The 25,083-nt window shown below is 69.6% G+C and carries 16 protein-coding genes and 1 pseudogene; all 17 read left to right on the top strand.

Going from position 1 to position 25,083, the window contains the following annotated elements:
- Window positions 1–1,158: an ABC transporter substrate-binding protein gene (locus AB7M35_RS21645; RefSeq protein WP_453962611.1), complete on the top strand. Its 1,158-nt coding sequence runs from the start codon at window positions 1–3 to the stop codon at window positions 1,156–1,158.
- 133 nt (window positions 1,159–1,291) lie between these two features.
- Window positions 1,292–2,149, top strand: a pseudogene (locus AB7M35_RS21640) (branched-chain amino acid ABC transporter permease); the annotation flags it as partial.
- Window positions 2,150–2,224: 75 nt separating this feature from the next.
- The gene (locus tag AB7M35_RS21635) at window positions 2,225–3,184 is read left to right on the top strand and encodes a branched-chain amino acid ABC transporter permease (protein WP_453962963.1); all 960 of its coding nucleotides are present in this window, start codon (window positions 2,225–2,227) and stop codon (window positions 3,182–3,184) included.
- Window positions 3,181–3,975, top strand: coding sequence for an ABC transporter ATP-binding protein (locus AB7M35_RS21630; protein WP_453962610.1), 795 nt, complete (start codon window positions 3,181–3,183; stop codon window positions 3,973–3,975). Before AB7M35_RS21635 ends, AB7M35_RS21630 begins: the two co-directional genes overlap by 4 nt.
- Entirely contained in the window at window positions 3,968–4,681 is a 714-nt protein-coding gene (locus AB7M35_RS21625) for an ABC transporter ATP-binding protein (RefSeq protein ID WP_453962609.1), read from the top strand. Before AB7M35_RS21630 ends, AB7M35_RS21625 begins: the two co-directional genes overlap by 8 nt.
- A gap of 75 nt (window positions 4,682–4,756) precedes the next feature.
- Window positions 4,757–5,515 (top strand): SDR family NAD(P)-dependent oxidoreductase, encoded by a 759-nt coding sequence (locus AB7M35_RS21620; RefSeq protein ID WP_453962608.1) that lies wholly within the window; start codon window positions 4,757–4,759, stop codon window positions 5,513–5,515.
- A 286-nt stretch (window positions 5,516–5,801) separates the two neighbouring features.
- Complete coding sequence (gene kdpF, locus AB7M35_RS21615) at window positions 5,802–5,891, top strand: K(+)-transporting ATPase subunit F (protein WP_453962607.1); 90 nt, start codon at window positions 5,802–5,804, stop codon at window positions 5,889–5,891.
- A gap of 10 nt (window positions 5,892–5,901) precedes the next feature.
- The gene (kdpA, locus tag AB7M35_RS21610; RefSeq protein WP_453962606.1) at window positions 5,902–7,608 is read left to right on the top strand and encodes a potassium-transporting ATPase subunit KdpA; all 1,707 of its coding nucleotides are present in this window, start codon (window positions 5,902–5,904) and stop codon (window positions 7,606–7,608) included.
- 74 nt (window positions 7,609–7,682) lie between these two features.
- Window positions 7,683–9,719: a potassium-transporting ATPase subunit KdpB gene (gene kdpB / locus AB7M35_RS21605; RefSeq protein WP_453962605.1), complete on the top strand. Its 2,037-nt coding sequence runs from the start codon at window positions 7,683–7,685 to the stop codon at window positions 9,717–9,719.
- A 10-nt stretch (window positions 9,720–9,729) separates the two neighbouring features.
- Window positions 9,730–10,326: a potassium-transporting ATPase subunit KdpC gene (gene kdpC / locus AB7M35_RS21600; protein ID WP_453962604.1), complete on the top strand. Its 597-nt coding sequence runs from the start codon at window positions 9,730–9,732 to the stop codon at window positions 10,324–10,326.
- A 10-nt stretch (window positions 10,327–10,336) separates the two neighbouring features.
- Window positions 10,337–13,039, top strand: a complete 2,703-nt coding sequence (locus AB7M35_RS21595) for an ATP-binding protein (protein WP_453962603.1) — start codon at window positions 10,337–10,339, stop codon at window positions 13,037–13,039.
- Entirely contained in the window at window positions 13,036–13,731 is a 696-nt protein-coding gene (locus AB7M35_RS21590) for a response regulator (protein WP_453962602.1), read from the top strand. Before AB7M35_RS21595 ends, AB7M35_RS21590 begins: the two co-directional genes overlap by 4 nt.
- 428 nt (window positions 13,732–14,159) lie before the next feature.
- Entirely contained in the window at window positions 14,160–21,545 is a 7,386-nt protein-coding gene (locus AB7M35_RS21585) for a hypothetical protein (RefSeq protein WP_453962601.1), read from the top strand.
- 348 nt (window positions 21,546–21,893) lie between these two features.
- A complete protein-coding gene (locus AB7M35_RS21580) occupies window positions 21,894–22,868 on the top strand; it encodes a Bug family tripartite tricarboxylate transporter substrate binding protein (RefSeq protein ID WP_453962600.1) in 975 nt (324 codons plus the stop codon).
- A 20-nt stretch (window positions 22,869–22,888) separates the two neighbouring features.
- Window positions 22,889–23,479: an amino acid synthesis family protein gene (locus tag AB7M35_RS21575; RefSeq protein ID WP_453962599.1), complete on the top strand. Its 591-nt coding sequence runs from the start codon at window positions 22,889–22,891 to the stop codon at window positions 23,477–23,479.
- Between the two features lie 22 nt (window positions 23,480–23,501).
- Window positions 23,502–24,350: an alpha/beta fold hydrolase gene (locus AB7M35_RS21570; protein WP_453962598.1), complete on the top strand. Its 849-nt coding sequence runs from the start codon at window positions 23,502–23,504 to the stop codon at window positions 24,348–24,350.
- A gap of 20 nt (window positions 24,351–24,370) precedes the next feature.
- Window positions 24,371–25,057 carry a GntR family transcriptional regulator gene (locus AB7M35_RS21565; protein WP_453962597.1) on the top strand — a complete coding sequence of 229 codons (687 nt, stop codon included), beginning with the start codon at window positions 24,371–24,373 and terminating at the stop codon, window positions 25,055–25,057.
- Window positions 25,058–25,083: the final 26 nt, after the last annotated feature.

The following is a 25,083-nucleotide window of genomic DNA, read 5'->3' as shown; positions in this document are numbered from 1 at the left end:
ATGATCCGTAGGAATTTGCTTGCAGCGGCGACAGCCGTTTCCGTTGGCCTGATGGTGTCCGCCGCGGCGGCCGATACCGTGAAGGTCGGTATCATCGCGCCGCTGTCCGGGCCGCTTTCCGGCTCCTGGGGCGTTCCCTTCCAGCAGGGGATCGACACCTGGGTCGCCATGCACGGCACCGAGGTGAACGGGAACAAGGTCGAGCTGATCTATCGCGACCTTCCGGGGGTCGACCCCCAGAAGGCGCTGTCGCTCGCCCAGGAGCTGATCATCAACGAGGATGTTCAGTACCTCGGCGGGTTCGTCACCACGCCGAACGCGCTGGCGGTGGCCAACATCGTGCAGCAGGCCAAGGTCCCCACCGTCATCTTCAACGCGGCGGGCCCGACCATCGTCGGCAAGTCCGACTATTTCACCCGGACCTCGAACACGCTGCCGCAGATCACCGTCCCGCTGGCCAACTACGTCGCGGAGAACGGACTGAAGCGCATCGTCACGGCGGTCGCCGACTACAGCCCCGGCCACGACGCCGAGAAGGCGTTCGAAGAGGCCTACGGCACCGAGGGCGAGATCGTCGAGAAGATCCGCATCCCGATGTCGACCACCGACTTCGGCCCCTTCGTGCAGAAGATCCGGTTGCTGGAGCCGGACGCGCTGTTCGTGTTCCTGCCGGTCGGTCCGGCCACCTACGGCTTCGTGAAGGCCTACAACGAAAACGGGCTGAAGGAGGACGGCATCCGGTTCTTCGGCCTGGCCGAGACGCAGGAATCCGACCTGCAGCAGCTCGGCGACGGGGCGATCGGCATGGAGACGAGCTACATGTACTCCGCCGCCCACGATTCCGACACGAACCGGGAATTCCTCGCGAAGTTCGCCGAGGTGAATCCGGGCGCGACGGTCAATCCGGCGACGGTCATGGCCTTCGACGGCATGCATGTCCTCTACGAGATGATCGCCGCGACCGACGGCAAGCGCGACCCCGAGGCCGCCATGACCGCGGTCAAGGGGTTCGCCTGGGAGAGCCCGCGCGGCCCGGTGCACATCGACGCCGATACGCGCCAGATCATCCAGAACATCTCGATCCGCCGGGTCGAGCGGGCCGACGACGGTCTCCTGATCAACAAGGAGATCAAGACCTACGAGAACGTCGCTCCCTGAGCAGCATCAGGACCGGTCGGGGGCGGGGGGACGATCCTCCCGCCTCCGCTGCTGCATGAAAGGCGTCCCCGCCCCTGCCCGTTAGGCCGACGGCGGTGAACCGCGACACACTCTCCGGGATCAACGGCATCGCATGGCAACGGTCATCAGCATCCTCGTGGACACCATCGCCTACACGATGGTGCTGTTCACGATGGCCATCGGACTTTCCATCACCCTGGGGCTGATGAAGCTGGTGAACCTCGCCCATGGCGGCTTTGCCATGATCGGCGGCTTCATCGCGTCCTATGCGATCGTGTCGATGGGCGTGCCGTTCTGGCCCGCCCTCCTGCTGGCGATCGTGGCGACCGTGATCGTCGCCATCCCGATCGAGATGTTCCTGTTCCGGCCGATCTACGGCAAGGGCGATCCCCTGACGCAGGTTCTCATCACGATCGGCCTTGCCTTCTGCATGATCGGCATCGCCAACCTGGTCTTCGGCCCGACGATCAAGATCATTCCCCTGCCGGAGTTCCTGAGCGGTCCGGTCGACCTCGGCTTCCGTCACATGCCGGCGCACCGCCTGTTCGTCGTGCCGCTCGGTCTCGCCGTCGCCTTCGGCCTGTGGTTCCTCATCGAACGGACCAGCTTCGGCGTGCGGCTGCGGGCGAGCGTCGACAACTCGGCCATGGCGATGTCGCTCGGGATCCGCACCGAGCGCATCTACTCGCTGACGTTCGCGCTTTCGGTCGCGCTCGGCGCGCTGGGCGGCATCTTCGGCGCCGAGCTGATGCCGATCGAGCCCCACTACGCGCTGCGCTACATGGTGATCCTGCTGGTGGTGGTCTCGCTCGGCGGGGCGGGGTCCATCGGCGGCGCGCTGCTCGCCACGCTCTTCCTGTCCTTCGTCCAGACCGCCGGCAAATACCTGCTGCCGGGATACGGCGACATCCTGTTCTACGCGGCGGTGATCCTCTGCGTTCTGGTCTTCCCGCACGGTCTTCTCGGCCGCAAGACCTCGCACACGCACGTCCCGACGCCCGCCACCGACATCAGCGCCCCGTCGCGCCGCACCGGCTACATCCTCGTGGCGGCGATCGTGGTGATCGCGCTGATCGCCCACAACCAGTTCCCGACCTATGCCGGGTTCTTCAGCCGGATCATCTCGCTCAGCCTGCTCGCCATCTCGCTGGACCTGGTGGTCGGCTTCTGCGGCATCGCCACGCTCGGGCAGGCGACGTTCTACGGGGTCGGGGCCTATACCGCGGGGATCCTGGCGGTCCGTCTCGGCATCACCGACCCGGTCGCCATGATGGCCGGAGGGGCGGCGCTCGGCGCGCTGTCCGGGGCGCTCTTCGGCTCGATCGTGGTCCGCGCATCCGGCCTGGCCCAGCTCGTGCTGACGGTGGCCATCGTCGAGCTGATGAACACCGTCGCCAACAAGCTGACCTGGCTGACCGGCGGCAGCGACGGCCTCGCCGGGGTCTCCGCTGGGCCGCTCTTCGGCATCTTCGCGTTCGATTTCCGCGGGCACACCGGCTTCTATCTGTCGCTGGCGGTGCTGGCGATCGTGCTGGTGCTCCTCGTGACCCTGGTCAACGCGCCGTTCGGCCTTCTCTGCCGGGCGATCAAGGGCGACCAGGTGCGAGTGGAGTCCATGGGCGGCTCGGTCAGGGGCAGCCTCGTTTCGATGTTCGCCGTCTCCGGGGCCGTCGCCGGCATCGGCGGCGCCCTCGTGGCCATCAACACCAGCGTCGTCGGTCTCGACAGCCTGACCTTCACCCGCTCGGCCGAGGTGTTCGTGATGCTGATCGTCGGCGGCGCTGGGACGCTGTTCGGCGCGGTCGCCGGCACCGTGCTCTACCTCTTCGCCGAGCACAGCATCGCCGTTCTGAACCCGTTCCACTGGCTGATCGCGATCGGTGCGCTCCTGATCGTGATGGTGTTCGCGCTGCCGACCGGGCTGCAGGGAATTGCCATCGCGCTCTACGACCGGCTGGCAAGGCGCCGACCGGAGCAACCCGCGAAGCAGGGGGCCGACCGATGACCGCACCGCTCCTGCGCGTCGAAGCCCTGAGCAAGGCCTTCGGTGGCCTCGCCGTCAGCCGCGACATCTCGATGGATATCCACGCCGGGGACCGCATCGCGCTCATCGGTCCGAACGGCGCGGGCAAGACCACGTTCGTCAATCTTCTGACCGGGCGGCTGCGTCCCGATCGCGGGCGGATCCTGCTCGAGGGCGTCGACGTCACCGCCCTGCCGACGGCGGAACGCGCCCGGCGCGGCCTGATCCGCTCGTTCCAGATCAGCCGGCTGTTCCTGGACATGACGACGATCGACCATCTGCGCCTGGCGCTCCTCCAGCGGGAGGGGCGGTCGCACGGGATCCTCCGCTCCGCGCAGGCCTATCCGGCGGTGGAGGAGGAGGCGCGGGAGATCCTCGAGCAGTTCGGTCTGTCGGACATCGCGGAGATGAAGGTGGGCCGCGCCGCGTACGGCCAGCACCGGCTCCTGGAAATCGCCCTGTCCTTCGCCATGCGCTCCAGGGTGCTGCTCCTCGACGAGCCGGCCGCCGGGGTCTCGCGCCAGGAGATGCCGAGGATCCTGTCGGTTCTGGAGTCCCTGCCGGCCGACATGGCGGTGCTGATGATCGAGCACGACCTGGAGCTCGCCTTCCGGTTCGCGCGCTCCGTCGTGGTGCTCGCCGCCGGCTCCATCATCTATCGTGGCACCCCGGCCGACGTGGTCGAGGATGCGGAGGTTCGGGAGGTCTATCTCGGCAGCTTCGCCGGGCGGCCTCGTTCGGACGACGACCAGGGGCGGCCGGCCAATGTCTGACGTCGCGTTGCAGGTCGACAATCTGTGCGCCGGCTACGGCCGCCTGCAGATCATCAACGATGTCTCGCTGTCGGTGCCGGCCGGCGCGCGGGTCGCCATCCTCGGCCGCAACGGCATGGGCAAGTCGACGCTGTTCGGCTCCATCATGGGGCTGACCACCTATCGGAGCGGGCGGGTCGCGGTGCAGGGGCACGACGTGACGCGGCTTAGGACCACCGATCGGGTGGAGGCGGGCCTCGGCTACGTGCCGCAGACCCGGGACATGTTCATGTCGCTGACGGTGGAAGAGAATCTGCGCGCCGGGCTGCGCAACCGCCCGCGCGGGGACGTCGCGGAATCCTACGAGCTGTTTCCGCGGCTTGCCGAGCGCCGCACGGCGATGTCGACGACCCTGTCGGGCGGCGAGCAGCAGATGCTGTCGATCGCCCGCACGCTACTGGGGCGGCCGAAGGTGCTGCTGCTCGACGAGCCGCTCGAGGGCCTGGCGCCCGTCATCTGCGATGAGTTGCTGGCCGCGCTGGGCGCGATGACCGGCAACGGCGAGATCACCACGGTCCTCATCGAGCAGCAGCTCGCGCGCGCGCTCGAGTTCGTCCAGTCCGTCGTGGTGATGGAGCGCGGTTCGGTCGCTTGGCAGGGATCGGCGGACGCGCTGAAGCGCGATGCGGCGCTGGTCGATCGATATCTCGGGGTTGGCGTGCACTGAGGTCGCCACGCCGGACCAGTCCGGCGCCGAGGCGGAACCGACACACCTGGTAACAGCAGAGGCAGGAATTTCGACATGAGCAGGCTCGACGGCAAGGTTGCGATCGTAACGGGTGCAGGGCAGGGGATCGGGGTGTTCTATGCGCGCGCTCTGGCGGCCGCCGGCGCCAAGGTGATGCTCTCGGACCTCACCGATCCGGCCGCCGTCGCCCAGGAGATCAACGAGGCCGGCGGCGAGGCGGCAAGCACGCCTGCCGACGTCTCCAACTGGGAAGCGTGCCAGAATCTCGTCGCGCGCACCGTCGACGCCTTCGGCGGCGTCGATATCCTCGTCGCGAACGCCGGGATCTACACCGCGATCCGGCGCGCCAAGCTTCTCGACCTGGAGCAGGAAGACTGGGACCAGGTGATGGCGGTGAACGCGCGCGGCACGTTCTTCTGCTGCAAGGCAGCCATTTCGGAGATGATGAAGACCGGCAAGGGCAAGGTCATCACCATCTCCTCCACCACCGTGACCACCGGCGTCCCGGACCTCACCCACTATGTCGCGTCCAAGGGGGCGGTCGAGGCCTTCACGCGCTGCCTCGCCCGCGAGCTGTCGGGAACGGAGATCTGCGTCAACGCGATCGCACCGGGACTGACGATGAGCGAGAAGGTGGTGGCCAACAGCAACCGGATCGGCGCCACCATCCAGGCCCAGCGCGCCGCGCGCAGCATCCAGCGCGACATGGTGCCGGATGATCTCGTCGGCACAATGCTGTTCCTCGCCTCTCCGGAGAGCGATTTCATGACCGGCCAGACGCTCACGGTCGACGGCGGAATCGTGTTCCGATAAGCCCGGCGCACCACCGCCGCGGCCGCTGACGGACCCCGTCATCGGCGCCACGCGAGCCGACCCGTCCCGAAGCGCCGTGCGGCGCTTCCGCCGCGCTTTATGCTCCGTTTATCTCCGGCCGCCACATCGCGAATGGCGCGTTTACCGGCCTCGATGACATCTGGGGAGCTCCATCCGACCGTTGGAGCTCCCCGATGCTGGACCTTGCCTACATCGCGATCACGATTGGCTTCTTCGCTGCCTGCGCCGTCTCGGTGCGGCTGATCGAACGGCTGTGAGGCCGGCCATGACGATCGACCTCGTCCTGGGCGCCGTGACCGCGCTGTGCCTCTTCGTCTATCTCGGATACGCGCTGCTGCGCCCCGAGCGGTTCTGAGGAGGCGGCCATGTCGGCGGACATCCTCCAGTTCATCCTCTACTGCGCCCTCGTCACGGCGCTCGCGTGGCCCCTCGGCGTCTACATGGCGCGCCTCTTCATGGGCGAGCGCACCCTTCTGACGCCGGTGCTCGCCCCGCTGGAACGCCGGCTCTACCGGCTCGCCGGAGTTGACGCGCAGGCGGACCAGCACTGGACGCGCTATGCGCTCGCCTGCCTTGCCTTCAATCTGGCGGGCTGGCTGGTCCTCTACGCCATCCTGCGGCTGCAGGGCATCCTGCCGTTCAACCCGCAGGGCTTTCCCGGGCTGTCGCCGGATCTCGCCTTCAACACCGCCGTCAGCTTCATGACGAACACGAACTGGCAGGCCTATGGCGGCGAGACGACGATGTCGTACTTCAGCCAGATGGCGGGGCTGACGACGCAGAACTTCGTCTCCGCCGCCACCGGCATCGCCGTCGGCGCCGCCGTCATCCGCGGCTTCTGCGGGCGCGAGGTCAGGCACCTCGGCAACTTCTGGGTCGACCTGACCCGCTCGGTTCTCTACCTGCTCCTGCCGCTGTCGATCCTCGGCGGCCTGTTCCTGGTCTGGCAGGGCGTCCCGCAGAATCTGCTGAGCTACGTCACCGCGACGACCGTCGAGGGCGCGCATCAGACGATCGCGCAGGGCCCGGCCGCCTCGCAGATCATCATCAAGCAGCTCGGCACCAACGGCGGCGGCTTCTTCAACGCCAACTCGGCCGTTCCCTACGAGAACCCGACGCCGCTCTCCAACCTGTTCGAGATGGTCCTGATCCTGCTGATCGGCGCCGCCTTCTGCTTCATGTTCGGCCGCATGGCGAAGGACATGCGCCAGGGCGTCGCCATCTTCGCGGCGATGGGCGTGATCTTCCTGGGCGCGCTCGCCGTGACCTACGGCGCGGAGATCCGCGGCAACGCCGGCTTCGATGCGCTTCCGATCGATCAGGCGGCCGGCAACATGGAGGGCAAGGAGGTCCGCTTCGGCACCGGCAACTCCGCCCTCTGGGCCACCGCCACGACGGCGGCCTCGAACGGCTCGGTCAATTCCATGCACGACAGCTTCACGCCGCTCGGCGCGCTGATGCCGATGCTGATGATGCAGGTCGGCGAGGTCGTGTTCGGCGGCGTCGGCTCGGGCTTCTACGGCATGCTCGCCTTCGTCGTGCTCACGGTGTTCCTCGCCGGGCTGATGGTCGGGCGCACGCCGGAGTACCTCGGCAAGAAGATCGAGGCGAAGGAGGTCAAGCTCGCCGTCATCGCCTTCCTGGTGATGCCGATCGGCGTGCTGGTCTTCGGCGCCATGGCGGCGGTCATCCCGGCCGCGCTGGCCTCCGTCCAGGATGCCGGGCCGCATGGTCTCTCGGAGATCCTCTACGCCTACTCCTCGGCGACCGGCAACAACGGCTCGGCCTTCGCCGGGTTCGGCGCCGGCGTGCCGTACCACACCACGATGCAGGGCATCGCGATGCTGCTCGGCCGCTTCGTCTTCATCGTCCCCATGCTCGCCGTCGCCGGCGCCATGGCGGCCAAGAAGACGGTGCCCGTCTCGACCGGCACGTTCCCGACGCACACGCCGCTGTTCGTCACGCTCCTCGTCGCCGTCGTGCTCGTGCTCGGTGGCCTGACCTTCTTCCCCGCGCTCGCGCTCGGCCCGATCGCCGAGCACATCGCGATGCTCTCGGGGCAGGTCTTCTGATGTCGCACGTGCCCTCAGCCACGCCGCCCGCCCCGGCCGTTCCCGGCGGGCCCTCCTCCGGCGGAGCCAGATCCATGCGCAAGAAACCAGATCTCTCGCTTTTCGACATGCGGGTGACCGGGCCGGCCTTCAAGGCGGCCTTCCGCAAGCTCGATCCCCGCAGCCTCATGCGGAACCCCGTGATCTTCGTCACCGAGGTGGTGGCCGCCCTCTCGACGCTCTTGTTCGTGCGCGACGCGGTCGCCGGATCGGAGACCGTCGCGGCGGTCGGGCAGATCGCGGCCTGGCTCTGGTTCACCGTCTATTTCGCCACCTTCGCCGAGGCGATGGCGGAGGGCCGCGGCAAGGCCCGCGCCGACACGCTGCGGGCGACGCAGACCGAGACTCCGGCGAAGCGGCTTGCGTCGGTCGGCGCGAGCATGCCGGAGATCGTGTCGAGCCGGACCCTGAAGCCCGGCGACATCGTCCTCGTCGAGGTGGGCGACATCGTTCCGGCCGACGGCGAGATCGCCGAGGGCGTCGCCTCCGTCGACGAATCCGCCATCACCGGCGAGTCCGCGCCGGTGATCCGCGAGGCCGGCGGCGACCGCTCCGCCGTCACCGGCGGGACGCGGATCGTCTCGGACTGGCTGAAGGTGAGGATCACCTCGAGGCCCGGCGAAAGCTTCCTCGACCGCATGATCGCGCTCGTCGAGGGCGCCGAGCGGCAGCGCACGCCGAACGAGATCGCCCTGTCGATCCTGCTTGCCGGCATGACGATGATCTTCCTGATCGTGACGGTGACCCTCGAGCCGTTCCTCATCTATTCGGGTGCCGTCGTGCCCGTCGTCTTCCTGATCGCGCTGCTCGTGACGCTGATCCCGACAACGATCGGCGGGCTCCTGTCCGCCATCGGCATCGCCGGCATGGACCGGCTCGTGAAGGCGAACGTGATCGCCAAGTCGGGCCGGGCCGTCGAGGCCGCCGGCGACGTCGACACGCTCCTCCTCGACAAGACCGGCACCATCACCTTCGGCAACCGCATGGCGGATGCCTTCGAGCCGCTTCCGGGGGTTGCCCGCGAGGCGCTGATGGAATGCGCCTTCCTCGCCTCGCTCGCCGACGAGACGCCGGAGGGCAAGTCGATCGTCGAGCTTGCCCGCAGAACGCTCGGGCGCGACATCGACGGCCGGGACGGTGTCGCCGAGACCATCCCCTTCACCGCCCAGACCCGTCTCTCCGGCGCCGACCTGAAGGACGGGTCCGCCGTGCGCAAGGGCGCGGCGGATGCGATCGCCAGGTGGTGCGAGACCGGCTCGAACCCCGACCTGACCCGGATCGTCGAGCAGATCGCCCGGTCGGGCGGCACCCCGCTCGTCGTCGCCAGGGACAGGCGCCCGCTCGGCGTCGTGCACCTCAAGGACATCGTCAAGCCCGACATCCGCGAGCGCTTCGCCGAGCTGCGGCGGATGGGCGTGCGCACCGTGATGATCACCGGCGACAATCCGCTGACGGCGGCGGCCATCGCCGCCGAGGCGGGGGTCGACGACTTTCTCGCCGAGGCCACGCCCGAGAAGAAGCTGGAGCTGATCCGGGAGGAGCAGGCGGAGGGCAAGCTCGTCGCCATGTGCGGCGACGGGTCCAACGATGCGCCCGCGCTTGCCCAGGCCGACGTCGGCGTGGCGATGAACTCCGGCACCCAGGCGGCCAAGGAGGCCGCCAACCTGATCGACCTCGACAGCGACCCGACGAAGCTCATCGAGATCATCCTGGTCGGCAAGCAGCTGCTGATCAGCCGCGGCTCGCTCACCACGTTTTCGCTCGCCAACGACGTCGCCAAGTATTTCGCGATCCTGCCTGCGATCTTCGTGACCGCCTATCCCGGGCTGCAGGCGCTCAACGTCATGGATCTCCAGAGCCCGGCCAGCGCGATCCTGTCGGCGGTGATCTTCAACGCGCTGGTGATCGTCGCGCTGATTCCCCTCGCCCTGCGCGGCGTGAAGTACGTGCCCGCCACCGCCGTGAGCCTCCTCCGCCGCAACCTGCTGGTCTATGGGCTCGGGGGCCTGGTCGTGCCCTTCGTCGGCATCAAGCTGATCGACGTCGTCATTAACGCGCTTTCAATCGTGTGAGGCTGCTTCCATGATCTCGCAACTCCGCCCCGCCTTCGTCATGATCGGCGTCATGACGCTCGCTCTGGGAGTGGCCTATCCCCTTGGCATGACCGGTCTGGCGCAGGCGATCTTCCCGCACCAGGCGAACGGCAGCCTCATCACCCGCGCCGACGGCACCATCGTCGGGACGCCGCTCGTCGCGCAGGATTTCGAGGGCGACGCCTATTTCCACGTCCGGCCGTCGGCGGCGAACTATGATGGCGCCGCGACGACCGGCAGCAATCTCGGACCGACGAGCGCGGCCTTGCTCGAGCGTGTCGCCGCGGACGCCCGGCGCTTGAGCCAGGCCGGACAGGGGGTCGCCGTCCCGGTCGATCTGGTCACCACGTCGGGCAGCGGGCTCGATCCGCACGTCTCGCCGGCGGGCGCCTATTTCCAGGTGCCGCGGGTGGCCGGGGCGCGGGGCCTGCCGGTCCGCGAGGTCCGCGCCCTGGTCCGGGCCCGGGTGGAAGGCCGGACGCTCGGCCTGTTCGGCGAGCCGCGCGTGAACGTGCTTGAACTGAACCTCGCCCTCGACGAGATGTCCTCGCCTGCCGACGGCGCCGCCGGAGCGGACACGAACTGATCGGGACGTGATGAGCGACACGGACAACCGACCCGAACCCGAAGCCCTCCTGGCGGAGGCCGCCAAGGAGGGGAAGGGCCGCCTCAAGATCTTTCTCGGCGCCGCCCCCGGCGTCGGGAAGACCTATTCCATGCTCGAGGCGGCGCACGAGCGCAGGGCCGACGGCGTCGACGTCGTGGTGGGCATCGTCGAGACGCACGGACGCGCGGAAACCGAGCGGCTGCTCGCCAACCTCGAGATCGTCCCCCGCCAGCGGATCGTCTACCGCGGCCACTATCTGCCCGAGATGGATCTCGACGCCATCCTCGCACGGCGCCCGCGGCTGGTCCTTGTCGACGAACTTGCCCACTCCAACGTGCCGGAAAGCCGGCATGCGAAGCGTTGGCAGGATGTGGAGGAGCTGCTCGCGGCCGGCATCGACGTCTACACGACGCTGAACATCCAGCACCTGGAAAGCCTCAACGACGTCGTCGCGCGGATCTCGGGCATCCGCGTCCGCGAGACGGTGCCGGACGGGGCCATCGAGATCGCCGACGAGATCGAGCTGGTCGATCTGCCCCCGGAAGAGCTGATCGACCGGCTGCGGCAGGGCAAGGTCTACGTCCAGGACCAGATCGCCCGGGCCATCCAGAACTTCTTCTCCAAGGGCAACCTGACGGCGCTGCGCGAGCTCGCCCTGCGTGTCGCCGCCGATCGCGTCGACGCGCAGATGACGGCGCACATGCGCAGCCACGCGATCGCCGGGCCCTGGCCGGCACAGGACCGCATCCTTGTCTGCGTGAACGAGTCGCCCGTGGCGAAGGCGCTGGTGCGGGCCGCAAAGCGCGCCGCCGACCGGGCCCGTGTCCCGTGGATCGTCGTCCACGTCCAGACGCCGGCGAGCGAGCACCTTCCCGATGCGGACAAGGACCGCATCGTGGAGACGCTGAGGCTGGCGGAGAGCCTTGGCTCCGAAGTCGTCACGCTCAACGCCGAGTCCCATCTCGCCGCAGAGATCCTCTCCTACGCCCGCTCCCGCAACGTGAGCCGCATCCTCGTCGGTCGTCCGCGCCCGCGCCGGTTCGGTGCCCGGTTCTTCCGGGAGAGCGTCGGCGAGGGGATCGTGTCGTCCGGCACCGATTTCGAGGTCACGCTGGTGTCGGCCGACGCGGAGGAAGCGCGCAGGGCCGCGCTGCGCCCTCCGCGCTTCACCGTCGAGGCGGATCCCAAGGCCTACGGCTTCGCGCTCGCCGCGGTGACGGTCGCGAGCGCCTTCGGCATGATCCTCAATCCCCTTCTGCCGGTGGAAAGCCTGTCGCTGCTGTTCCTGATCGCGGTGCTGATCGTGGCGACGCGGCGCGGGCTGTGGCCCTCGATCTTCGCGAGCCTGCTGAGCTTCTTCGCCTACAACTTCTTTCTGACCGAGCCCTACTACACGCTGCACGTCTACAGCGAGTACGTGGTCCGCACGCTCGTGCTGTTTCTCATCATCGCCGTCGCCACGGGCAATCTGGCGGCCCGTCTCAGGGCGCAGGTGCAGGCGCAGCAGACGATCGCGCGGCGCACCGCGAATCTTTTCGAGTTCAGCCGCAAGGCCGCCCAGGCCGCATCCCTCGACGACGTTGTCTGGGCCGCCGTCCATCACGTCGCCTCGACGCTGAACTGCGCATCGCTGGTGCTCGGTCCGCGCGAGGGGCAGAGCCTGGAGATCCTCGCCGGCTACCCGCCGGAGGACACGCTTGACGTCAGGGACCGGGGCGCGGCGGAATGGGCATGGGACCACGGCGAGCCGGCCGGCTGGGGATCGGCGACCCTTCCCGCCGCGTCCTGGCTGTTTCTGCCCCTCGCGACGGCGCACGGAAACCAGGGTCTGCTGGGCGTGAAGTTTCCGAAGGCGCAACCGATGGGACCGGAGGAACGGCGTCTGCTCGACGCGCTGGTCGACCAGGTCGCGCTCGCCATCGAGCGCACCCGCCTGGTCGCCGACATGGAGGAGACGCGTGTGCTGTCGGAGACCGAACGCCTGCGCGCGGCGCTTCTCTCCTCCGTCAGCCACGATCTCAGGACGCCTCTCGTCTCGATCATCGGCGCGGCGACGAGCCTCCTGGATTCCGACACCGCCCTCGACGCGGGCGGGCGCAAGGCGATGGCCGAGACGATCCGCGACGAGGGCGAGCGCCTCAACCGCTATGTCCAGAACCTGCTGGACATGACCCGCCTCGGCTACGGCGCCCTGAAGGTCGCCAGGGACGTCGTCGATCTCCGCGAGACCGTCGGCCGGGCGGTGCGCCAGCTCCGCTCGGCGCTGCAGTCCCATCCGGTCGAGTTCGACCTTCCGCGCGACCTGCCGTCCGTCATGGGGGACAGCGTCCTGCTGGAGCAGGTCGTCGCGAACATCCTCGACAACGCGGCGAAATACGCGCCGCCCGGAACGGCGATCCGGGTGGAGGCGACGGCGTCGGAGGGCGAGGTCATGCTGTCGATCGTCGACGCGGGCCCCGGCATCCCGCCGGGCGACCGGGCGAAGGTGTTCGACATGTTCTACCGCGTCCGCGCGGGCGACGGGCAGCGCGCCGGGACCGGGCTCGGGCTGGCCATCTGCAAGGGCATCGTCGACGCCCACGGCGGGCGGATCGTCGTGTCGGACGGCATGAACGGACACGGCACGCGCATTGGCATCGCCCTGCCGGTCGCGCCGGACATCGCCGCGGGGGCGAGGGGGGACGGACCGTGAGCCAGGGCCGCATCCTGATCGTCGACGACGAGCCGCAGATCCGGAAATTCCTCCGCGTCGCGCTGGAAGCGCACGGCTTCACCGTCCTGGAGGCCGAGACGGGCCAGGCGGGCGTCAACAAGACGGCGTTGGAAAAGCCGGACCTCGTCGTGCTCGATCTCGGCCTGCCGGACATGGACGGGAAGGCGGTCATCGCCCGCATCCGCGAGTGGTCGCAGATCCCGGTGCTGATCCTCTCGGTCCGCCAGGAGGAGACGGAGAAGGTCGCCGCCCTCGACGCGGGCGCGAACGACTACGTGGTGAAGCCCTTCGGGATCTCGGAGTTTCTGGCCAGGGTCCGCGCCCTGCTCAGAAGCAGCGGAAAGGCGGAGGACACCCAGTCCGAGATCGTCTCGGGCGACCTCAGGATCGACGTGGCGAAGCACACGGTCACGCTGTCCGGGGAGCCGGTGCGCCTCACCCGCAAGGAGTTCGAGCTCCTGCTCCATCTCGCCCGGCACGGCGGCCGGATCGTCACCCACCGTCAGCTTCTCCACGACGTCTGGGGGCCCGCCCACCAGGAGGACCTGCAGTATCTCCGGGTGTTCGTCGGTCGCGTGCGCCAGAAGCTCGGCGACGACCCGGCCGACCCGCGCTTCATCCTGAACGAGCCCGGCGTGGGCTACCGCTTCCTGGCGGAGGGCGAGCGCTGACGCCGGGCGCCGCCCCTTGAGGCCCACGGCCCGCAGGCAGTCCGATGCCCGTCGCCACTGCCCGCGCGCGGGAGCCCGCCGGCGGGTCCGGGCTGGGGACCGTTGTTTCCCGGTGCGCACGTGCCCCGTCCAATATGCCTCCAAGACATAACCAGAAGTAGATTTTGCATAAAATCCATATATCTGACGCGTGCTAGCGTCTGCCGAAATCCAGGGTGTCCTTCCCGGATTCAAGGGTGACGGAGCGGTCGCATGCGGAGAGCTGGCGCGGTCTCATCACGGGGTCCGGACGGGTCGGGGACGGCCCGGCGGGCGAGCTGCCCGAAGCATCCCTGTCGGTGGCGGGGGACGCCTGGCGGCCCGCTGCTCCGCATCGGCATCTGATCGGGCGCGAAGGGATCTCCTCGGTGGAACACGCGTCCGCGGGCTTGCATCGTCGACTGCTCGGGCCGATCGCCGGGCTGCTGGTGGCCGCCATCCCGGTCCCCCTTGCGGCGCAGGTCGCGCAGTCGCAGGGCGTCGCCGTCACGACCACCGGCGCCACCCCCGGCACGGTGAACGTCACCGGCTTCGACGGGACGGTGCCGATCTTCCTGCAGACGACCGGCGGCTGGTCGATCGATGCCAGCGGCGACGGCGCCAGCGTCACGCTCACCGGCACGCAGGTCTCGACGACCGGGCTCCCCACCACCAGTCCTGCCCCCAATGCGCTGGTCGACTTCAATGCCATCGGCACCAGCGCGATCGACACCACCTCAACCGTCACATCCGGCGCGGGATCGGTCACCGTCACGACCGGCACGTCGGCCGCGAGCACCGTCACGCTGAGCGGTCAGAGCGGCAGCGCCAGCGGCCCCGCCGGGCTGTCGGCGGTGTCTGAGGGCGCGGATGGGTTTCACGATTCCAGCGCGACGATCACCGACGGCGTCTACACCACCGAGCTGAACGCCGGCGGCACCTATTCCACCACCACCTTCAGCGGAACGTCCGGCGGCGCGGTGGGCCTGACGCTCGGTGCCGGCACGACGATTTCCGTTTCCGGCAGCGGCACGGGCGCGCAGGCGGACCTGCTGACGCCTACCCTCGTCGGCGTGGCGGCCGCCTCCCTCGGCGGCGACGGGACCATCGGCTTCTACACCACCGGCGTGGACCAGAGCCCGACGCCGTATCCGGGCAACGGCGGCGCCGCCGGCACGGTCGCCGTCGCCACCGCCGCCGGCACGTCCATCACCGTCACCCAGGCGGGCGCGGGCAGCAATGCCGTCGGCCTCAGCGCCGTCTCGCGCGGGGGTAATGCCGCCGCCGGGAACATCAACACGACGGAAGACCACTACGTCTCCGGCTCGGCGGGGGCGGCCGGCGCCGTCGCCGTCACCCATGCCGGGCGGATCGAGGTGGATGCCCCGGCGGGCGCCGGCATCTACGCCCTCTCCATCGGCGGCAACGGCAACGTCAGCGGCGGCGTGCCCGAGCCGACCGCCGAAGGCAACACGCCAAACCCCGCTCCGGCGAACGGACAGGCTGTCACCGTCACGCTGCAGGCAGGAAGCTCCGTCGTCCTCGATCAGGGCGGCATCGGCGTGTTCGCCCTCAGCCGGGCCGGGGACTGGACGCCGACGGGCGCCTTCGTCTCGCCGCTCGGCGGCGCGGTGTCGGTCACCCTCGATCAGGGCGCCTCCGTCACGGTGACGGGATCGGGCGGCGCGACCCCTGCCCCGTTCGCCTTCGGGGTCCTGGCCGTCAGCGCGGGACAGTCGCTGGTCAGCGATCCGCTGATCGGGGAGGGCAGCGGGCAGGGCTCCGGCTCGGCGGGTTCCGTGACGCTTTCCAATGCCGGCCAGATCAACACATCCGGCGAGCTCAGCGCCGGCATGGCCGCCATCGCCATCGGCGGCGCCCCGATCGTCGCCACCGCGCAGAGCGGCACCAACAACGTCGGCAACTCTGGCGCGACACAACCTGTCTTCGGCGGCACCGTCCAGGTCACCAACACCGGCACGATTTCGACCGCAGGCGACAGCGCCTACGGCATTCTGGCCATCAGCGCCGGGGGCGGCGGTGTCGTCCGGAACGAGGCTGCCGCCACCGTGTCCGGGTCTGCGTGGACCGCCGGCACCAGCCTGGGGGCCGCCACCGACAGCAACGCCCTTCCCACCAGCGCGGGCGCCGTCACGGTCACCCACTCCGGATCGATTGCAACGGGTAACGGCACGGGGGGCGGCGATGCGGCCTTCGGCATTCTGGCCCAGTCGATCGGCGGCAGCGGCGGCACGGTGGGCGGCAGCCAGGCGCTGCAATATCTCGGCGACAGCTCCGGCGGCGGCGGCAGCGGCGGCCCCGTCACCGTCACCCTCCAGGGCTCTGCCACGGTCGAGACCCGGGACAAGAATGCCCACGGCGTGCTCGTCCAGTCGATCGGCGGCGGCGGCGGCAACGGGGCGAACAGCTCCGCCGCCTTCGTCGCGGTCGGCGGAGGCGGCGGGTCGGGTGGCGACGGCAATGTCGCAACCTTCACCGCGACCCCGTCCGGGGGCGGACGCATCGCGCTCTCCACCCTCGGCAACTATGCGTCGGGCGTCGTCGTCCAGTCGGTCGGCGGCGGCGGCGGCAATGGTGGGATCGCCGATTCCAGCGGCGTGTTCGTCGCCAAGAGCACCGGCGGCACGGGCGGCGGCGGTGGTGCGGGGGGCACGGCGGGGGCCTACAACAACGCCGGCTCGTCGATCTCCACGCTGGGCAACCAGGGGCCGGCGATGCTGGTCCACTCGGTGGGCGGCGGGGGCGGCACCGGCGGCGCCGCGACCTCCTACAGCGCCGGGGTGTTCTTCACCGTGGCCGGGGCCATGGGCGGGGCCGGAGGCGGCGGGGGCGCCGGCGGCCTGGTGACCGGCATCAACCACGGCAGCCTGTCGACGGGCGTCGCGGCGAGTGCCCTGGCGAACGTCGCCTTCGTCGCCAACACCGGCACGCTGTTCGCCACCCTGCCCGACGGCACGGATATCGCCGTCTATTTCACCAGCGGCGGCATTTCCGGCGGCGTTCCCTTCGGCACCCTCCAGTCCATCACGCGGAGCGACGGTTCGGTGGTCAGCAACGTCCGCCTCTCCGGCAACACCCTCAGCGGGACCACCCAGAACTCCAGCACCCCCTACTCCGTGACGCTGTCGGGTGCCGCCATTTCCCAGGCTGTCGCCACCGACAGTTCGGCTTCGCTGGTGAGCGGCCTCATCGTCGGCACGGAGTTCGTCGTTCCCACCAATTCTCCCAATCCCAACGGCGCCGATTCCGACGGCATGGTCGTCCAGTCGATCGGCGGCGGTGGCGGCAAGGGCGGGGCGGCCGCCGCCAAGTCGCTGGTCCTGCCACTGCCGGGAGTGCGGCGCCTGGGCATCGCGATCCCCACCGTCGGCATTTCCTATGCCGTCGGCGGCTCCGGAGGCCCGGGCGGGGACGGCGGCGGCGTGACCGCCGGCAACGGCGCGGCGATCGCCACCCAGGGCGACAGCGCACGCGGCGTTCTCGCCCAGTCGATCGGCGGCGGCGGCGGCAGTGGCGGCGATGGCACGGCATCGTCCATGGCCATCCAGTCGGCGGGGTTCGACGTGCAGGTCAGCGTCGGTCTCGGCGGCAGCGGCGGCGTGGCCGGCTCCGGGGCCACCGTGACGGCCTTCAACGGGGCAAGCGACGGCAGCGAAGCCGGCACGATCGCCACCTACGGCCAGTACTCCGCCGGCATGATGGCCCAGTCGATCGGCGGCGGAGGCGGCGTCGGCGGCATCGGCACCGCCAGCCTGTCCACCCCGACCCTGCACACCGAAGCCGGTGCCGCCAACAAGTTCGCCATCTCCGTCGGCGGCTCCGGCGGCGCCGGAGGTCAGGGCGGGTCGGTGTTCGTCTCGAACTATCCCGGCAGCTCGATCCGGACCTTCGGATCCACCGCGCCGGGCATCCTGGCGCAGTCCATCGGCAGCGGCGGCGGCGCGGGCGGCGGCGGTTCGGCCACGGGCAGCGGCGGTCAGATGGACATCGACGTCTCGGTCGGCGGCTCCGGCGCCGGCGGTGGCAGCGGCAGCGTCGTGCAGGTGGAGAACGCCGGCCTGATCCAGACGGCCGCCGGCTCGTCGCACGGCATCATCGCCCAGTCGATCGGCGGCGGCGGCGGTTCGGCCGGGACGGCGGACGCCTCCGCCGGTGCGGCGAAATGGTACGACACCATCAATTCGTCGGTCGCAGCCCTGCTGTCGATGAGCAACAGCTACAATGCCGACGTCTCCGTGGGCGGCACCGGCGGCACCGGGGGCGACGGCGGATCGGCATCGGTCACCAACTCCGCGGGATCGATCGCCGGGCCGACGTGGACCCCCGGCATCGCCACCGCCGGAAGCCGCTCCTACGGCATCCTCGCGCAGTCGATCGGCGGCGGCGGCGGAACCGGCGCGGCGTCGACGGCCTCGTCGCGCTCGGCGCCGCGCGTCATCCTCGGCAGCAGCGGCACCTACACCGCCAACGTCATTGTCGGGGGCGGGGCGGGCTCGGCCGGCAACGGCGGCACTGCGACGATCACCAACACCGGTGTCGTGGTGACACGCGGCTACGGGGCCGCAGGTGTTGTGGCGCACGCGATCGGCGGCAGCGGTGGAATGGGCGCCGACGGCAGCGTCGACAGCGACCTCACCGTCACGCTCGGCGACCAGCTCAGCTACAGCAATCCTGGAACCGGTTACACCGGCGGTGTCGCGAGCGTGATCAATGCCACCGGCGCCGGCATCATGACGACCGGCCGCGACGCGCCGGCAATCGTTGCCCAGTCCATCGGCGGAGGCGGCGGCATCGCAAGCGCCGGCGACGATTCCTTCACGACCATCGGCGGCGGACAGGCGGGAACCGCGACCCACACGATCACCGTCGGAGGCATCGACTACGAGGACGCCGTGCAGTACGGCCTGCCCGTCAACCCGGGCGACCTGGCCCGGGTTACCCACTCCGGCGCGATCGTGACCATGGGAGACTGGTCGCCCGGGATCGTCGCCCAGTCGATCGGCGGCGGTGGCGGCATGGCGTCCGCCTACACGACGACCTCGGTCGCCACCAATCTGACCCTCGGCGTCGGCGTCCCGCCCCCCGACAGCAACTATGCCTACGGCAACTATGCCTACGGCAACGGCGGCGGGGTGCAGGTCGTTCTGCCGAACCGCGGCGCGGCCGCCACCATCGCCACCGGCACCGCGACCACCGCCGGCGGCACGACCCAGCGCACCGGCTACGCGGCGTACGGCATCCTCGCCCAGTCCATCGGCGGCGGCGGCGGCCTTGCCGTGGAAAACACCGCCGCAGGAACGCTTGCCACCGGCTCGGTCTCCGTGGGCGGCGACAACGTCGGCAGCGGCGGCACGGTCCTCGTTGGCGGCAACGCGACCGTGACCACGCTCGGCGACACCGCCCACGCGGTGCTGCTGCAGTCGATCGGCATGGGCGGCGGCGTCGGCGGCCAGGGCAGCAGCCTCACCGCCGACAGCCCGGCCGCCACCAACGCGGTGAGCTTGTCGCTCAACCCCCTGACGGAATACATGCAGGGCAACGGCGGGGCGATCGGACTGGACTCCATTCTGACGATCCGGACCGGCGGCGCCGACGCATATGGCATCCTCGCCCAGTCCATCGGCGGCGGCGGCGGCCTCGCCTTCGCGCAGAACGCCTCGCTCACCCAGACATCCATCGGATCGATCTATGACAGCCCCACCTACCAGCTCCCCTCGGATGGCGGCGCCGTCGGCCTGAAGCTCACGTCGGGATCCTCGATCACGACCGGCGGCGACCGCGCCCACGCCATCGTCGCGCAATCGATCGGCGGCGGCGGCGGCATCGCCGGCTACGCCTCGAATTCATCGCTCCAGCTGTGGAGTGTCCTTGGAGAGGTCAGCTCCAATCAGCTCGGGTCCGGTGGCAAGGTGGAGATCGACATCGATGCCGACGTCACGACCACCGGGGCGGGCGCCTACGGCATCCTCGCCCAATCCATCGGCGGCGGCGGCGGTCTTATTGCCCGCAACGGCACACTGTACGCGGGCTCGGCCGGAAATTCCGGTCAAGGGGGTGGCGAGATCATCGTCACCCAGGCCGGCTCCGTCCAGACGACGGGCGCGGACTCGGTGGCGATCTTCGCACAGTCGACCGAAGGAGGCACACCGAACCCCATCACCGTCTCGGTCAATGGGGCCGTGGCGGGCGGCAGCAACGACGGCGTTGGAATCTGGGTCGACGGTGGGCTGAACAACACCGTCGTCGTCGGCGCGTCCGGCTCGGTCGCCGCCGCCTCCAACACCGCCATCTACTACACCGGCGGCGGAGAACTCGCCGTGGACAACTACGGCTCGGTGACCGGCAACGTCCTCATCGACGGCAGCACGTTCACCAACTACGGCACCTACAACGTCGGCGACGCGTCGAGCATCGAGGGATACTTCACCCAGGACACGGCCGGCACGCTCACCTTCAATTTCGGGTCGAACCCGGCGCCCCGCCTCTCCGTCCAGTACGACACCAATCTGTACGGGACGGTAAGGCCGATCGTTTCTGGCTGGCTTCTGCCGGTCACCAACGCGGTGATCGCGCCGGGTCCGGGCGCGGCCGTCTACAACTACTACGCCGCCACGCCGTCCACCCCGATCTTCGGCTGGAATTACTCCCAGCCGGAGCCGTTCGGCATCCTCTACATGACGCCGTTCGCGAACTTCACGTCGGCGGCCGGCGGCCTCGACGCCAACGAGCAGTCGGCCGCCGCCTACCTCCAGGGCCAGTGGAACGCCTCCAACGCCAATCTCTCCGGCTTCTTCGCCGCGCTCTATTCCGGCATCGACACTCCGGCCGCCTACCGGACCATGCTTGACGACATGTCGCCGGCCGCCTCCCAGACCTTCGCGACCCAACTGTCCGATGTCTCCGGCGCCATCCTCGGCGCAGCCATGAGCTGCCCCGCGTTCGAAGGCACCTCGACGCTGATCGGCGAGGGAACCTGCGTCTGGGCGAAGGGCGGCGGCAGCGTCATCAACCGCTACGATACCGGCGGCAGCGTCTCCAGCTGGACAACCGGCGCTGGCGGCCAGAAGGAAATCGGCAACGGTTGGGCTGTCGGCGGCATGCTCGGCACCGATGCTTCCCGCGCTTCCGGCGGGTCGGCCTCGGGAACCGGCAACAGCTATTACGGCAGCCTCGCGCTGAAGCGGGTGGAAGGCCCGTGGACGGTGGCCATGGGGGTCGCCGGCGCGGTCGGCACCTACAGCGTCGACCGCCATGTGGAGACCGATGGACTGACCGTCTCAAGCGAGTCCACGTCCTATCTCATCGGCGCGCGCGCTCGCGCGGCCTACGACGTGGCCTTCGAGCGGTTCTACGTCCGGCCGATGATCGATCTCGACGTCTACCACCTCTATACGCCGTCCTACGATGAAGATGGCGCGTCCGCCTTTGCCCTGACCGTGGATGCAAGTCACTACACCGGGGTCGTGGTCTCGCCTGCCGTCGAAGTCGGCTTTCGCCGCGACGTCGACGCGCAGACGATCCTCCGTGGCTTCTTCAGCATCGGTGCCTCTGCTACCCCGACGCCGGACCGGGTCATCGACGCCTCTCTCGCGCTGGCCGGCTCACCCGCCCGCTTCTCCACCGACATCGAGACGCCGGCCATCCTCGGCACCGCGAGCGCGGGACTGCAGCTCTATCAGGACAAGGGCTGGGACGTGCGGGGCGAGACCCAGCTGCGCGTCGGCGACGGGTTCCTCGGCGTGGGCGGCCAGCTGCGGCTGTCCTACCGCTTCTGAGCCTCGCCGCGGAACGCCGGGCCGGGCCTGTCTGCCCGGCCGCCTTGTGAAGGCACCACGGCCGGGCGCATCGCGCCGGTCCGGCGGGTACGGATCTTCAGCACCTGGACTGCCGCCGCGCCCGGACGGAGAGGCCCGTCTCCGGCGGGCCTTGCCGCGCCCGGCGTCCGCCGGAAGCCGAAGCGCCGGCGGCACCTCCCGAAGCGCAATCCCGAAACGACGATCCCGAGCCCCTCCGGTCATCCCGGTGCGCGCATCGGGCCGCGCTGCCGGCCGGCAAATCGGGTGTTGAATCCCATCTCGTATGATGTAATCTTCATACAATCACGTATTATGAAGGAGGGGATCATGAACCGTCGTCAATTCTTCCTGGCCGCAGGCTGCGTCGCGGCAACCGTCGGGCTCGCAGCGCCGGCGCTGGCCGATGCGTACCCGGACCGTCCGGTCACGCTCGTCGTTCCGTTCTCGCCGGGGGGCGGCACGGACCTGCTGGCGCGGCTGGTCTCCACCAAGCTGGAGGCCGCGCTCGGCGCGCCGGTGGTCGTCGACAACCGTCCCGGCGCGAGCGGTGCCGTCGCCGGCGCCTACGTGAAGACCCAGCCCGCCGACGGCTACACGCTGCTGTTCGGAACCTCCTCCACAAACGCGATCTCGCCGGTCCTGCACGCGGACAAGATGGGCGACATGCTCGACGGCTTCGATCCGGTGAGCCTCGTCGCCAACAGCGCGCTCATCCTCGCGGTCCCGAGCGCGTCGCCGATCAAGGACCTCAAGGGCTACGTGACGGCCTCGACGGAGCGGCCGCTGACCTACGGCACCTTCGGGGTCGGCTCGACGCCGCATCTCCTCGGCACGCTGTTCGCCTCCGAGGCCGGCGCCGGCATGATCCACGTGCCCTACAAGGGGTCCGCCCCCGCCGTCGCCGACGTCACCGGCGGCCACATCGACAGCGCCTTCCTCACGGTGACCGCGCTCACCGCCTCGCTCGAGGACGAGGCCATGCGCGGCCTGGCGGTGGCCGCGCCCGCGCGCCTGGCGCAGTTCCCCGACATCCCGACGTTCGAAGAGCTTGGCTACGAGGGGCTCGACGACGCCGGCTGGTTCGCGATCTTCGCCCCCGCGGGCGTCCCGGCCGACATCCGCGCCCAGATCTCCAAGGCGGTCCGGTCCGTCCTCGACGAGCCCAAGGCCCAGGAGGAATTCGCCAAGCTCGGCGTCGCGGCACAGGGCTCCACGCCGGAAGAGCTGGAGAAGAAGCGCGACGCCTCCGTCGCGCTGGTGAAGCACATCCTCGCCACCACAGACATCGACATTTCCAAGTAAGCTGAAAGGTTAACGGCACGATGCGTCGCAACAAGATCGCCGACTACCAGATCCGTCGCTGGTACGGTCAGGAGCAGGAAATCCTGACCAACGAGATCTATCGGTCGGACGACGGGGCTCCCCTGCGCAAGATCCTGATCGCCGCGGCGATCAGGAACCCCTACGCGGGCCGGTTCAGCGAGGATCTGAGTGAGATCGTCGACGGCAGCGATCAGCTCGGAGAGGAGTTCGCCCGGCGCATCGTCGCCGCCCTCGGCGGCGCGCAGGCCGAAAGCTACGGCAAGGCCTGCGTGGTCGGCGGCGCCGGCGAGTACGAGCACGGCAACGCCTTCCTCACCGCCCGCTTCGCCACCCCGATCCGGGCGGTGCTGCCCGGCGCGAAGGAGTGGATTCCGTCGACCGGCAAGCGCGGCGGCCCCGGCGGCCTGATCGACGTGCCGCTCGCCCACATCGGCGAACTCTACTCGCGCGACCACTACGACACCGTCACCGCCTACTTCGACGACGCGCCCGCCGCCGACGAAGTCGTGGTGGCGTTCGCCGTCGCGACGCGCGGGCGTATCCATGCCCGCCTCGGCGGACCCGCGGTCGCGCCGCTGGCGGCCGGATAGAGACCGCGTAAAGGAGAGCACGATGGACCGGGAACGCTCCCATTTCGTTCAGCTGAACGGGTTGCGGTTTCACTATTTGACCTGGGGCGATCCCGGACGTCCGCCGCTGATCTGCCTGCACGGTCTGCGCAGCTACGGCGGGACCTTCGCCGGGCTCGCGGAAACCCTCATGGACCGCTTCCACGTGGTCGCTCCCGATCAGCGCGGGCGGGGGCAGACGGACTGGGATCCGGAGCGCGGCTACTTCGCCGATCGCTATGCCGCTGACCTGGCGGCGCTCGTCGATCACCTCGGCGCCGGGAAGGTCCACGTTCTCGGCCACTCGATGGGCGGCATCAACGCGCTCGCCTATGCCCTGACCCATGCCGACCGCTTCGCCTCGCTCATCCTCGAGGACAGCGGACCTGAGGCCGACGACAGCGCCGGGATCGAGCGGATCCTCAGGGAGCTGGAGACCACGCCGCTTTCCTTCGACGATCTGGACGAAGCCCGCGCCTTCTGGCGGTCGATCCGGCCGAACGTGACCGACGCGGCGATCGAATCGCGCGTCGCCCATTCGATGAAGGCCGAGGGCGGCAGGATCGTCTGGCGCCACGACCAGGTCGGCATCGGCGAATGCCGGATCGAGCAGGCGAGGGTCCGGCCCAATCCGGACCTCTGGCCGTCGCTCGCCGGGCTGTCCTGTCCGATTCTCGTGCTGCGCGGCGCGAACTCCGACTATCTCGATCCGGCGCGGATGCGGCGGATGTGCGAGGTCAATCCGCACGTCACGGCGCAGGAGATCGAGGGGGCCGGACACTACGTCCACGACGACAATCCGGTAAGCTTCAACCGGGCGGTCGGTGCGTTTCTCGATCGCGTCGTCGGCTGAGGGAGCAGGGCGGGAACGGCATGGATACCAAGACCAGCGATACGGCCCGCGTGCGGGGCGCCAGCGTGCGGGATCGCGTCACGAATGCGCTGCGGGCCGACATCATCACGGGTGTGTTCGTGCCCGGACAGCGCCTCTCCGAGGCCGATCTGTGCTCCCACCTCGACGCCTCGCGCACGCCGGTCCGCGAAGCGCTGCGCCAGCTCGAGGCGGAGCGGCTGGTCGAGATCCGCCCCAACCGCGGTCCGATCGTGGTCAAGCTCGGCTGGGAAGAGGCCGAACGCATCTACGACGTGCGGGAGCTGATCGAGCCGGAGGTGGTCCGCCTGTTCGCCCTCACCGCGACCGGCGAGCGGCTGGAGCGGATGGACGAAGCGCTCAGGGAATTCGAGCGGGCCTCGTCCGAGGGGCTGCACCCGGTCCAGCTGATCCTCGCCACCACCGCCTTCTACGAGGTGATGTTCGAGGGCTGCGGGAACGACATTCTCGCCGACATCCTGCGCGGCCTTCTCGCGCGGGTGAACCTGCTGCGCTCGCGCTCGATGTCCCGGCCCGGCCGGCCGAAGGAGAGCCTGAAGGAAATGCGCGAGATCCTGTTGCGCATCCGCGCGGGAGATGTCGCGGGCGCGCAGAAGGCGGCGATCGTGCACATCCGCAATGCCCGCGCGCAGGCCGAGGCCGCGATGCCGTCCCCGTCCGCCCCGTAAGCCCCGCAACGATCCCGGAAGCATCC

This window comes from Amorphus suaedae (genome assembly GCF_053629675.1).
The sequence above is the reverse complement of the archived record's forward strand: the minus strand, read 5'-3'. Positions and strand labels throughout refer to the sequence as shown.